Annotated in this window: 12 protein-coding genes; 4 read left to right on the forward strand and 8 right to left on the reverse strand. The window is 69.7% G+C overall.

Annotated features, from left to right (window positions below; translation table 11 throughout):
• The coding region (locus VG899_14970; protein HWA67661.1) for a hypothetical protein at window positions 1–206 on the reverse strand (206 nt) is incomplete at its 3' end.
• 66 nt (window positions 207–272) lie between these two features.
• On the opposite strand from VG899_14970, the gene hisN reads away from it, so the two are divergent.
• Window positions 273–1,079 (forward strand): histidinol-phosphatase, encoded by an 807-nt coding sequence (hisN, locus tag VG899_14975; GenBank protein HWA67662.1) that lies wholly within the window; start codon window positions 273–275, stop codon window positions 1,077–1,079.
• Complete coding sequence (locus tag VG899_14980; protein ID HWA67663.1) at window positions 1,076–2,164, forward strand: DUF2332 domain-containing protein; 1,089 nt, start codon at window positions 1,076–1,078, stop codon at window positions 2,162–2,164. The genes hisN and VG899_14980 overlap by 4 nt, the downstream gene beginning before the upstream one ends.
• 9 nt (window positions 2,165–2,173) lie before the next feature.
• On the opposite strand, the gene VG899_14985 is transcribed toward VG899_14980, so the two are convergent.
• From VG899_14985 to VG899_14995, 3 genes are read right to left on the reverse strand one after another with little or no spacing between them, the layout of a single operon-like run.
• Window positions 2,174–2,806, reverse strand: a complete 633-nt coding sequence (locus VG899_14985; protein ID HWA67664.1) for an acyltransferase — start codon at window positions 2,804–2,806, stop codon at window positions 2,174–2,176.
• A 47-nt stretch (window positions 2,807–2,853) separates the two neighbouring features.
• A complete protein-coding gene (locus VG899_14990) occupies window positions 2,854–4,140 on the reverse strand; it encodes an MFS transporter (GenBank protein HWA67665.1) in 1,287 nt (428 codons plus the stop codon).
• Complete coding sequence (locus VG899_14995) at window positions 4,137–4,595, reverse strand: MarR family transcriptional regulator (GenBank protein ID HWA67666.1); 459 nt, start codon at window positions 4,593–4,595, stop codon at window positions 4,137–4,139. Before VG899_14995 ends, VG899_14990 begins: the two co-directional genes overlap by 4 nt.
• A 117-nt stretch (window positions 4,596–4,712) precedes the next feature.
• Here VG899_14995 and VG899_15000 point away from each other — a divergent pair, with 117 nt between their 5' ends.
• On the forward strand, window positions 4,713–6,044 hold the full coding sequence (locus VG899_15000) for an FAD-binding oxidoreductase (protein ID HWA67667.1): 1,332 nt from the start codon (window positions 4,713–4,715) through the stop codon (window positions 6,042–6,044).
• A 23-nt stretch (window positions 6,045–6,067) separates the two neighbouring features.
• Window positions 6,068–7,321 carry a class I SAM-dependent methyltransferase gene (locus tag VG899_15005; GenBank protein HWA67668.1) on the forward strand — a complete coding sequence of 418 codons (1,254 nt, stop codon included), beginning with the start codon at window positions 6,068–6,070 and terminating at the stop codon, window positions 7,319–7,321.
• Here VG899_15005 and VG899_15010 read toward each other — a convergent pair.
• The 4 genes from VG899_15010 to VG899_15025 form a co-directional block, all read right to left on the reverse strand.
• Window positions 7,318–9,513: an MMPL family transporter gene (locus VG899_15010; protein HWA67669.1), complete on the reverse strand. Its 2,196-nt coding sequence runs from the start codon at window positions 9,511–9,513 to the stop codon at window positions 7,318–7,320. The genes VG899_15005 and VG899_15010 overlap by 4 nt on opposite strands.
• Window positions 9,514–9,621: 108 nt before the next feature.
• Window positions 9,622–10,593 (reverse strand): hypothetical protein, encoded by a 972-nt coding sequence (locus VG899_15015; GenBank protein ID HWA67670.1) that lies wholly within the window; start codon window positions 10,591–10,593, stop codon window positions 9,622–9,624.
• Between the two features lie 28 nt (window positions 10,594–10,621).
• Entirely contained in the window at window positions 10,622–12,169 is a 1,548-nt protein-coding gene (locus tag VG899_15020) for a carboxyl transferase domain-containing protein (protein ID HWA67671.1), read from the reverse strand.
• A gap of 14 nt (window positions 12,170–12,183) precedes the next feature.
• Window positions 12,184–12,675, reverse strand: a 492-nt coding sequence (locus VG899_15025) for a hypothetical protein (GenBank protein ID HWA67672.1), incomplete at its 5' end; no start/stop codon positions are given.

Genomic DNA, 12,675 nt, shown 5'->3' on the forward strand with positions numbered 1-12,675 from the left:
ACCGCGGGCTGCGGTACGACCCGCCCGTTGACGGTCGCGATCAGGCCGCCCTCCTCCAGCCGGAACAGCGCCTTGACCACATCCCGTCCGGCGAGGCCGGTCGCCGACGCCACCTCGCTCGGCGTGCCCGCTCCGAGCACCACGGCGGCGTAGCTGCGGAGCCGATCGTCCTCTGCCAGGAGTCCACACAGCACATCTGGTTGCACGGCCAAGAACATAACTCGCCGATCCCCATGCTCGCTCCCGGAAATCGCGTCCGCTAGGTTCCCGGTGTGGCAGGTTATGCGGACGACCTCTCCCTCGCGCATCTTCTCGCGGACACCGCGGACGCCATCTCCATGGCCCGGTTCCGCGCGCTGGACCTGCACGTGGAGAGCAAGCCGGACCTGACGCCGGTCTCCGACGCGGACACGGCGGTGGAAAAGGCGCTGCGCGCCACGCTCGCCCGCACCCGGCCGCGCGATGCCGTGCTCGGCGAGGAGTTCGGCGCCAGCCAGGCGGCGGCCGGCCCGGGTACCCGGCAGTGGGTGATCGACCCGATCGACGGCACGAAGAACTTCGTGCGCGGCGTACCCGTGTGGGCGACGCTGATCGCGCTCCAGGAAGACGAGCACACCGTCCTCGGCCTGGTCTCCGCTCCCGCGCTCGGGCGGCGCTGGTACGCGACTCGCGGCGGCGGCGCGTGGACGCGCCCGGCGTATTCCGACGACCACCCCGGGACGCCCTGCCACGTGTCCAAGGTCGGGTCGGTCTCCGACGCCTTTCTGTCGTACGCCTCCCTCGACGGTTGGGCCGCGAGCGGTCGAGACGAGGCCTTCGCACGCCTGATGACTCAGGTCTGGCGCACCAGGGCTTTTGGCGACTTCTGGTCGTACATGCTCGTCGCGGAAGGCGCGGTCGACGTCGCCTGCGAGCCCGAGGTCTCGTTGTGGGATCTCGCGGCACTCAACGTCATCGTCGAGGAGGCGGGCGGCCGCTTCACCGATCTCGACGGCGTGGACCGCGTCGACGGCGGCAGCGCGATCGCCACGAACGGTCTGCTCCACGACCAGGTGCTCGACACCCTCAACCGCCCATGACCGCCGCGACCGAAACCCCTTCACAGCGCACTGCCCGGCTGCTGCGACAGCAGGCGGATGCCTGCGGGGTCATCGGCAGCGTGCTGTATCAGACCTTGTTGCACCGCGCCGCCGACGACCTGCTCGCCGACGGGCCCACCAGCCGAGTGCTGGAAGGTCACCTCGAGGATCCCGGCCCGAGTGCGCTCGCGCTGCGGATGATGGGCGGCGTCCACGCCCTCGTGCTCACCGGCGGGGTGCCGGACCTCGCGCGGCACTACCCGTCGAGCCCGACGTACGACGGTTCCACCGGCAACCCGGCGGACGTATGGCCGGACTTCGTCGCGGTCCTGGACCACCACCGAGACGACGTCCGCGAGTGGCTGCTACGGCCGCCGCAGACCAACGAGGTCGGGCGCGGCGCTGCGCTGGTCGGCGGTCTGCTGCACGGAGCCGCCGAGGCGCAACTGCCGATCCGGCTGGTGGAGGTCGGCGCGAGCGGAGGTCTCAACCTGCGCGCCGACCGGTTCCGCATCGACGGCGAGGCCGGGCAGTACGGCGACGTCGGCTCGCCGGTGAACCTCGGGCGCGCCTGGCTCGGCGTGCCACCGCCGGCCGGTAGCCTGGAGATCGTCGAGCGCTACGGCGGCGATCTCGATCCGGTCGACGTCTCGACCGAGGCGGGCCGGCTTCTCCTGGCGGCCTACGTCTGGCCCGACCAGGTCGAGCGGGTACGCCGGCTACGAGGCGCGTTCGAGCTCGCCGACCAGCTGCCTGCGACGGTACGACGGGAAAGCGCCGAGCAGACACTCGCGCGCACCGACCTGGCCGAGGGCGCCTGGACCGTGGTCTGGCACTCGGTGTTCCGGCAGTACCTCCCGGCGGAGGTCCAGCGGGAGGTCACCGCACGGATCGAGGCGCTCGGTTCGCAGGCCACGGCGAGCAAGCGGCTCGCGCACCTCATGCTCGAGCCGATGCGCGGCACCGAATGGGGACGGTCGTCGGACTTCGAGTTCCTCGTGGCCCTGCAGACCTGGCCTGGAGGGGAGCGACGGGTGCTCGCCACGGCCGCGCCGCACGGCGTACCGACGACCTGGGAGCGCTGAGCGTCGGCGCTAGTCCGGATCGGTGGCGAAGACCGGGTGCACGAACAGGTTCGGGTCGTCGTACCACGCCCGCGTGACGCCTTCGGGATAGACCAGGTGCCGGATGATCCTGGCCGGGTTGCCGCCGACGAGGGTGTCGTCGGGTACGTCCTTGGTCACCACGGCGCCGGCGGCGACCAACGCCCGGTTGCCGACCGTCACGCCCGGCAGGATGATCGCGCGGGCGCCGATCCACGCACCGTTGCCGATCCGGACCGGCACCTCGCGCACCGGCCGGCCTTCGACGCCGTGACTGTCGCTGTCGGTGATGTACACGTCGTTCGCGATCGCGACATCGTTGCCGATGGTGATCTCGTGGCAGCAGGCCAGGAACACGCCGTTGTTGAGGAACACCCGATCACCGATGCGCAGCTTGCCCCAGCCGGTGACCAGCGTCCGCTTGTGCGTCGACCAGATCTTGAAGTGGTCGCCGACTTCCATGTCGGTGGCGTCGACCGTCGGACGGCCCAGCATGGTCGCCTGCGCGCCGACCGACTTGCACTTGCGCAGGTACCAGTCCGCGCGCGCCCGTTGCTTGCCGTAGGACCAGAAGAACTGGGCCTCGAGCTTCTTGCGCTTGAGCTTGGCGCGGAGGTCCCCCACGGCCGATAACCGTAATCGGTCGGCGCAGCGGCGTCAGCCTTGACCCGTCAACGGCGGGCCGCCTCCAGGACCGGACCCTCCACCTCGTCGACCGCCTCGCCTTCCACCGCCGCCACCGGCCGCCGCACCCGCCGCAGGACCGAGGCGCCGAGCAGTGCCGCGACCGCGCAGGCGAACGCGCCGAGGCCGAGTCCCCACCGGGAGCCGACGTGCTGGGAGACGTACCCCGCGACCGGTCCGCCGATCGGCGTCGACCCGAGGAAGGCCACTGCCCACAACGCCATCACCCGGCCACGCATCTGCGGATCCGCCGCCAGCTGCAACGTGGTGTTGCCCTTCGACAGGAACGTCACGCTGGCCGCACCCACCGCCGCCAGCGCCACGATCTCCAGACCCAGGTCCGGCGCCAGGGACGCGGCGGCGATGACGACGGCGAAAACGACGGAGGAGCGAACCATCGGGGCCAGGCCGGTCTTGCCGCGACCGGCCGCCCACAGGCCGCCCACCACCGCACCCACGCCCATCGACGCGGTCATGAATCCGTAGGTCCGTGCGCCGCCGTCGAAGGCACGTGCCGCCACCACCGGCAGTGTCACTTGGAACTCGTAGGCCAGGCAGCCGACGATCGCCATCATAAGCAGCGGTACGCCGAGCCCGACTTCGCGCCGGACGTAGCGCAGACCCTCCCGCAGCTGACCCTTCGCCCGTCGCGTCGGCGTCGAGGGGTTCAGTGCGGCGAGATCCATCCGCAGCAGGGATGAGACGACGGCGACGAAGCTCGCGGCGTTGATCAGGAAGCACACCCCGAGCCCGCCGGCGTCGATGATCAGTCCGGCTGCGGCGGGCCCGACCGCGCGGGCCACGTTGACCAGCACGGAGTTCAGCGTCACCGCGTTGCGCAGGTTGGCGGGACCCACCATCTCGAGGACGAACGTCTGGCGAGCCGGGTTCTCGAAGGTGTTGTTGAGGCCGAGGATCACGGCGAGCAGGCCGATCTCCCACATCGTCACGACGTGGGTCACCGTGAGGACGCCCATCACGAGCGCCTGCACGCCCATCGCCGACTGCAGGACGACCATCAGCCGCCGCTTGTCGACCCGGTCGGCCACCACCCCGCCGTACGGTCCGAGCAGCATCACCGGCAACGTCTGGAGCGCGACGACGAGGCCGACGTCCGTGCCGGAGTTGGTGAGCTGGAAGACCAGGTAGGACTGCGCGATCGTCTGCATCCAGGTGCCGACGAGCGAGATCGCCTGGCCGAAGAAGTACAGGCGGTAGTTGGGGTTGTGCAGCGAGACGAAGGTGTCGTGACCGAGGCGTCGGAGTCTCGTCACCGCGGCGCCTTCTGACGCATTGCGGCGACGAGCGCTTCCAACGCCGGCAGGGCGTCCTCGATCGCCGTCCGGTGAGCCGGGTCGAGGGTTTCGAGCCCGCTGGCCAGGATGCGGCCGCGTTCGGCCCGCAGTCGCTCATGGGTACGCCGGCCGGTCGCGGTCACCTCGACCAGTCCGGCGCGGCGGTCGTCAGGGGCGACGCGGCGACGTACCAGGCCGGCATCGACGAGCGCGCCCACGACCCGGCTGAGCATGGTCGGGTTCATGTGCTCGGCCTCGGCGAGGTCCGAGATCCGGATCGGCCCCGACCGGGCGATCACCCCGAGCGCCGACAGCTGACTGGTGGTCAAGCCGGCTCCGCGAGCCGTGGCGTTGAGCCTTCGGGACATCGCGCCGACAACCGCGCGCAACCGAGCGGGGGCATCGAGCTCGACGGCGGGCGGCGGCGTGGTCACCGCATCAGGATAAATACTTGCCTGCCAGCATGCAACTTATGCCCCCTTCGTCGGGCGTATGGTCGGCCCGTGGGCCACACCGCGGCCTGGGCTGCCTACCGCGCTCGCGTCGACGACATGCGACGTGAGCTCCTCGCACTTCCTGCGGATGCACCCGTCCGGCTGCGCAAGCCGGCGCGCACGTCCAACCTGTTTCGCGGCCGCGCCGCCGAGCACTCGGCCTTGAACGCGGCGGGCCTGTCAGGGGTCCTGTCGATCGACACCGAGGCACGCACCGCGGACGTGCTCGGGATGACGACGTACGACGACCTGGTTGCGGCCACGCTGCCGCTCGGCCTCGCTCCGCTCGTCGTGCCGCAGCTGAAGACGATCACCCTGGGCGGCGCGGTGACCGGGCTGGGCATCGAGTCGGCGTCGTTCCGCAACGGCTGCCCGCACGAGTCCGTCGTCGAGATGGACGTCCTGACCGGAGACGGCCGCATCGTCACCGCTGCACCGACCGGCGAGCACGCCGACCTGTTCTTCGGGTTCGCCAACTCCTACGGCACGCTCGGTTACGCGCTGCGGCTGCGGATCGAGCTCGAAGCCGTCTCGCCGTACGTGCGTCTTCGCCACGTCCGCTTCGACGGCCTCGACGGCGCAGCCGCGGCAATCGAGCAGATCTGCGAAACCCGTGACTGGCAGGGCGAGCGAGTCGACTTCCTCGACGGCGTCTGGTTCTCCCCGACAGAGTCCTACCTGTGTCTCGGGTCCTACACCGACGCAGCGCCGCGGACGTCCGACTACACCGGCCAGCGCATCTACTACCGCTCGATCCAGGAGCTGGACGAGGACTGGCTGACCATCCACGACTACCTGTGGCGGTGGGACACCGACTGGTTCTGGTGCTCACGCGCGTTCGGCGCGCAGAACCCACGGATCCGGCGACTGTGGCCCAAACGCTGGCGCCGGTCGGACGTGTACTGGCGGCTGATCGATCTCGAGCGCCGGTACGGCGTCAAGCGCCGCATCGACCAGCGCCGCGGCAAGCCGGCCGAGGAGCCCGTCATCCAGGACGTCGAGATCCCGGTGTCCCGCCTCGGCGAGTTCGTCACGTTTCTCGACGAGCGCACCGGCATCGAGCCGGTCTGGCTGTGTCCGCTGCGGCAGCGTGACCCCGAGGTCCGGTGGCCGCTGTACGACCTCGACCCGGCGACGACGTACGTCAACGTCGGCTTCTGGTCGACCGCGCCGCTGCCGCCTGGGCGAACCGACGGGTTCCACAACCGCGCGATCGAACAGGTCGTCGCGGACCTCGGCGGCCGCAAGTCGCTGTATTCGACGTCCTACTACCCGCAGGATGAGTTCTGGGAGGCCTACGGCGGGGAAACGTACGCCTTGCTGAAGAAGAGCTACGACCCCGCCGGACGACTCCTCGACCTCTACGCCAAGACAGTCGCCGGTCGATAGCCGGCGGCAGGAGAGGAGACACGATGGCGCGCACGCCGATCGCCGAGCTCGTCTGGAAGACACTCGGCCAGCCCGCGATCGCGGTCCACGCGTACGACGGGAGCGCCGCGGGACCGGAGCAGGCCGTGGTGCGGGTGGACCTCACCTCGCCGGCCGCGCTGTCGTACCTGATCACTGCGCCGAGCTCGCTCGGCCTGGCCCGCGCCTACGTCAGCGGACAGATGGAGATCACCGGCGACCTCTACGACCTGCTCACCGCGGTCTGGACCGACAACATCGGTGCGCTGTCGTGGGCCGACCGTCTCGACGTCTTGCGCAACCTCGACCCGAAGGCCCTGCGATGGGTGGACCCGCCGACGGAGGAGTTCCGGGCCCGTCGGCTGCGTCACGGCTTCCGGCACAGCAAGGACCGCGACGCGGCCGCGATCAGCCACCACTACGACGTGTCCAATGCCTTCTACGAGTGGGTGCTCGGTCCCTCGATGACCTACACCTGCGCGTGTTATCCCGAGGCTTCGTCGACCCTCGAGGAAGCGCAGGCGCACAAGTACGACCTGGTCGCGCGCAAGCTCGGCCTGGCGCCGGGGATGCGGTTGCTCGACGTCGGGTGCGGCTGGGGCGGCATGGTGCGTCACGCCGCCAAGCACTACGGCGTCGAGGTCCTCGGTGTCACCCTGTCGCGCAAGCAGGCCGAGTGGGCCGGCAAGGCGATCGCCGAGGACGGGCTGACCGGCGTGGCGGAGGTCCGGTTCAGCGACTACCGCGACGTCACCGAGACCGGGTTCGACGCGGTGTCCTCGATCGGCCTCACCGAGCACATCGGCCTGGCACAGCTGCCGGCCTACTTCAGCTTCCTCTACGGAAAGCTGCGTCCCCAGGGCCGGCTGCTCAACCACAGCATCACCCGGCCGACGACCACCGAGAAGGTCAGGACGCGCGGCTTCATCGACCGTTACGTCTTTCCCGACGGGGAGCTGGAAGGCGTCGGCGCCATCGTGTCGGCGATGCAGAACAGCGGCTTCGAGGTGCGCCACGAGGAGAACCTGCGTGAGCACTACGCCCGCACGTTGAACGGCTGGTGCGACAACCTGACGGCGCACTGGGACGAGGCGGTCAGGGAGGTCGGGCTCGGCCGCGCGAAGGTGTGGGCGCTGTACATGGCCGGCTCCCGGCTCGGCTTCGAGCGCCGCACGATCGAGCTGCACCAGGTGCTCGGCGTACGCGTCGACGACTGCGGCGATGCGGGGATGCCGGCCCGCCCGGACTGGGGCGTCTAGTGATGGATCTCGAGATCGGCGATCGTCAGGTCGTCGTCGTACGTCCGGTCCGGCGGCTCGATGCTCACGTGGGGAAGCAGCCTGTCCAGCCATCTCGGTAGGTACCAGTTCGAGGTCCCGAGGGTGTGCATGAGCGCCGGCACCAGAACCGTTCGCAGGATGAACGCGTCGATGAACACCGCTGAGGCCAGGCCGAGCCCGAACTCGGCCACCTGGCGCTGACCGCCGAAGACGAACGCGACGAAGACCGCGATCATGATGCTCGCCGCCGCCGTGATGACCCGTCCGGTCTCGGCCTGACCGACCCGCACCGACAGCTTGTTGTCACCGGTGTGTATCCACTCCTCGTGCATCCGGCTGACGAGGAAGACCTGATAGTCCATCGACAGCCCGAACAGGATCGCGAACATGATGACCGGCACGAAGGCGTCGACCGGTCCGGGACGACCGATGGTGAAGACGTTCGCGAGGTGACCTTGCTGGAAGACGAAGACCATTACTCCGAAGCTCGCCGCGGCCGCGAACACGTTCATGACGGACGCGGTCAGCGGGATCACCAGGCTCCGGAACGCGATCATCAGCAACAGTGACGCGACCAGCACGACGACGCCGATGAACAACGGCAGCTTCGTCGACAGCACGTGGGAGAAGTCGATGATCGCGCCGGTCGAACCGCCGACGTAGGCAAGCGAGATCGGCGAGCCGGGCAGATATCCCGGAAGCACCGTCTTGCGGAGCCGCTGCACCAGATCCGTCGTGGCCTGCGCTTCGGGTGAGCTCTTCGGTACGACGACGATGACCGCCGTACGACGGTCCAGGCCCATCACCGCGGGCGTCACCGCAGCGACATCGGGTTGCTTGGCCAGCGTCGCCTGCAGACCCGCGAACTCCCCTACCGACCCAGGCTTCGCGAGCTGCGCGACGACCTGCATGTTGCCGTTGAAGCCGGGACCGAAGCCTTCGCTGAGCAGGTCGTAGGCCTTCTTCGTGGTCTGGTTCGACGGGTCGTTGCCGGCGTCGGCGGCGCCGAGCCGCAGCGACAGGAACGGCGAGCCGACGACGCAGATGATCGCAACGGCGATGCCCGCGAAGACGAGCCGGCGGCGCTCGACGAGAGCCGCCCAGCGCAGCCAGCCGCCGGTGACGTGGCTGTCGTCGGGGCCGTGGGTGAGCAATCGCTCCAAGCGGCGGCGCCCCAGCACCTTCATCCCCATGAAGCTCAGCAACGCCGGGGTCAGCGTCAGCGAGGCGAGCATCGTCAACGCCACCGTGATCGCGGTTCCCACCGCCACGCCGATGAGGAAGGTGACGCCGAGCAGCAGCAGGCCGAGCAGCGCGATGCAGACCGTGGCGCCCGCGAACAGCACGGCCCGCCCCGAGGTGTTGAGGGCTGCGGCGATCGAGTCCTCGACGTCCATGCCGTGGAGCAGGTTGTTGCGGTGCCGGCTGACGATGAACAGCGCGTAGTCGACGCCGACGCCGAGTCCCATCAGCACGGACAGCTGCTTGGCGAACGGCGCGACGGACAGCCCGTGGGAGAGCAGGCCTTCGATGGACGCGCCGATCAGGATCGCGAAGATCGCGGCGATCAGCGGGGTCACCATGCCCCGCCACGACCCGAACGCGAGGAACAGGATGATCGCGGAGGCGAGGATGCCGGCGATCTCACTCGGGCCCGTGGAAACCGTCTGCAGCAACTCGATGCCCTGACCGCCGAGCTCGACGTCGAGGTACTGGCTCTTGATCGACTGTGCGGTGCTGATCAACGACTCGAACGTCGACCGCGGCAGGACGTTGGCCATCTTGTCGTACTGGACCTCGGCGAACGCGATGGTGCCGTCACGACTGATCTGGCCGCCGCCTTGCGCGCTGAAGGGCGAGATCACGGCGACCACATCCGGCTGGCGCGCCACCTCGGCGAGCATCGAGGTCTCGGATCGCTCGAGCGACGGGTCGGTCACCTTGCCGCGCGTGGCGTGCATGACGATCTGGTCGATGTCGCCCGCCGCCTGCGGGAAGTCGGCCCGGAGCAGGTCGATCGCCTGCTGCGTCTGGGTGTGCGGCAGGTCGAAGCTGTTGGAGTACGTCGCGCCGATGCGGTGCGAGATGGTCACGGTGTAGACGGCAGTCGCGACCCACAGCGCGATGACGATCCATCTGTACCGCACGCAGATGCGCGCGAGGCCACTCATGACGCTCCCCTGAATGCCGCCCGGTGCGGACGTCACATTCTCCGGGACCGATCTTCGGGAGCAGACACCGGGCCGAGATCGGGGCGCGTCGCGCCCGGCGGCGGCCCGTCAGGCGCTGGTCGAGGGATATCGGACGTAGGCGTCGCGCAAGGTGCGGACGAAGGCGGGATCGCGCACCGGATCGTCGGGTACGTCGAGGCGCTGCCCCCGAGCTTCGAAGTCGGCCGCGAACCGGCGCAGGACCTCCGCCAGGTCGATGTCGTCGAGGTGCTCGTCGTGACGGCGACGATCCGCCTCGTCGGTGAACACGATGCCTTTCCAGGACAAGCTCACCCGCAGCCGATCGGTGGTGAACGTGGCGAGCTGCTCCCCGTTGTCGACGATCGCCCATTCGTCGGCTTCCCGGCGTACCAGCTCGGCGTCCTTGGACATCGTGACCATGCCGTCTTCCGGGCGTCCGGTGGGCCGGACCCGGTGCCACATGAAGTCGTTGTCGGCGACGATCGCGGTGTTGTCGATGTCGCCTTCGTGAAGCACCGACGGGCCGTCCGGACCTTGCGGCCAGTACTCGAACCCGCCGTCGCGGCCGCGGTAGAACCACGAGACGCCGGTCGCCACCTTCACTCGTTCCGACTCGAAGAGCCCGGACAGACCCATGATCGTGAGAAAGGTGATCGGGTAGGTCGTGCGGTCGAAGCCGCGGAACGCCGGCACGTCGGTGTGGCCGGCGCCCTGCGGGAACGGCAGCTGCCACGTGAGGTTCACATAGACCGTGGTGGGCCGCACGATCTGCGCGCCGAACACCTGCTTCGCGGCGTCACCGAACCGCTCGCTGTCGAGCAGGGGCTGCACCCCGTCGAGCACGTCGCCGTCGAAGGCCCAGTTCCCCCGGAACACTGGCGCGACGATCATCTGGGCCGGCTCGTCGGAGCCCGAGAGCGCGGCGTACTCGGCGCTGTTGGCGAAGTAGCGCTGCACCGGCCAGTACGGCGCGTGCGCGTCGATCAGCCGCCACACCTCATCGCGGTCGTCGACGACGTGGTCGAGCTTGACGGGCGTACGCGGCAGCGGGATCGGCACAACCGGACCCTACTGAGGCGAGGACGGGCTACCAGGTGTCGACGACGCGGCGACGGCCCTCGCGGTGGGGCGGCTGCCAGGCCCGCAGCAGCGCCGCGACCCGCTCACGGGTGTGGGCCGGGTCGATGACGTCGTCGATCTCGTCGTACGTCGCGGCGGACAGGGCACTGCCCTGCTCGTACGACGCCGCCACGAGCGCCTCGAACGTGCGCTGGCGTTCCTCGTCGTCCTCGATCGCGGCGAGCTCCTTGCGCATCGCGAGCCGGACCGCACCTTCCAACCCCATCCCGCCGACCTCGCCGGTCGGCCAGGAAAGCGTTGCCAGCGGCGCATGGAAGTACCCGCCGGCCATCGCCATCGCACCGAGTCCGTAACCCTTGCGGAGGATGACCATCACCAGCGGCACGGTCATGGTCGCGCCGACCGTGAACAGTCGCGACGTGTGCCGAACCAGCCCGGTCTCCTCCGCCGCGGGGCCGACCATCATGCCCGGGGTGTCGCACAACGAGAGCACCGGAAGGTCGAACGCGTCACACAGCTGAAGGAACCGCGATGCCTTGTCAGCGCAGTCGCTGGTGATCGCTCCGGCAAGATGCATCGGGTTGTTGGCGATCACCCCGATCGCCCGGCCCTCGATCCGGGCGAATGCCGTGACCATCCCCTTCGCCCAGCGTGGCCGCAGCTCGAGGACGGACCCCTCGTCGGCGAGGACCGCCAGCACCTTGCGGACCTCGTAGGCACGGCGACGGTTCTCGGGTACCACGTCACGCAGCGGTGTCTGGTCGGCCTCCGACCACTTCGGGAGCTCTGGGACGAACGCCGTGACCGCACGCTTGGCGACGTCCACCGCCTCGGCGTCGTCGGCTGCGCTCACGTCGACGGTCCCGATCCTGACGTGCATCGGCTGCGGACCGACGTCATCGGCATCGACGACGCCGAGCCCGCCGCCCTCGATCATCGCCGGGCCGGCCATGCCGATGCTCGCCTCCGCAGTGGCGATCGTGACATCGCACAGCCCGAACAGGGACGCGTTGCCCGCGAAGCAGCGGCCCGACGCGATGCCGACTCGCGGCACGATCCCGGACAGCGCCGCGAATCGACCGAAGGTCGGCACGTCCAGACCGCCGACCGTGCGGACGTCGACGTCTCCAGGCCGCCCGCCACCTCCTTCGGCGAACAACACCAGGGGAAGCCGCTCGCGGCGCACCACCTCGAGGAACCGGTCGGTCTTCTTGTGGCCGGTCGCTCCCTGCGTCCCGGCGAGCACCATCACGTCGTACCCGACGGCGGCGACCCGGCGGCCGTCGACGGTGCCGACGCCGGTGATGACGCCGTCGGCCGGCGTCGATGCGATCAGGTCGGCGAACTCCCGGCGGCCGCGCTGCGCCGCAATCGCGAGACCACCCCATTCGTGGAAGCTTCCGGCGTCGAACAGGTCGTCGAGGTTCTCTCGGATCGTGCGACGGCCGCGACCGTGCACCTTCGCGACCGCATCGCCGCGCGCCGCGTCGTGGAGCAGCCGCTGACGCTGCCTGACCTGCTCGAGCTCGGGGCGCACCGGTTCGTCGTCGACCACCCGACGAGTATCCGTCAGGGGTTCGCGACGATCAGCCGCAGCGAGCCGAGGTACTCGTGCTGGGTGCGCAACGCGCCGTGCTCACGGTCCCACGCCCCGCTGGCGAGCGCCTCCCGAAGCCGCGCCACCGAGTGCTCCGCGACGTCAGGCGCGACGAAGCCCCATGCCGACTGCGCCCGCCGCACGGCCGGGTCGAGCATGCGCTCAGGCCGGCCGTAGAACGCCTCCGCGAACCCGTCGACGCAGTCGAAGGGGATCGGCACTGCGCTGACGAGTGAGGTGCCGCCGAGCACCGAGCGGACGTGGTCGATGTCGGGGTAACGGGCCGCTTCCGCCGCGATCAGCTCCGGCAGGTACTCGGCGGTCCACAGCCGGCTCAGCGACGCCGCGTCGAAGGTCAGGATGACGACCGGCCCCCGGCTGACGCGCCGCATCTCGAGCAGGCCCTGGTCGAGGTCACGCCACTGGTGGATGGTGAGCGTTGCCATGGCGGCGTCGAACCAGTC

The organism is Mycobacteriales bacterium (assembly GCA_035550055.1).
In the GTDB taxonomy this organism is placed as follows: domain Bacteria; phylum Actinomycetota; class Actinomycetes; order JAFAQI01; family JAFAQI01; genus DASZTV01.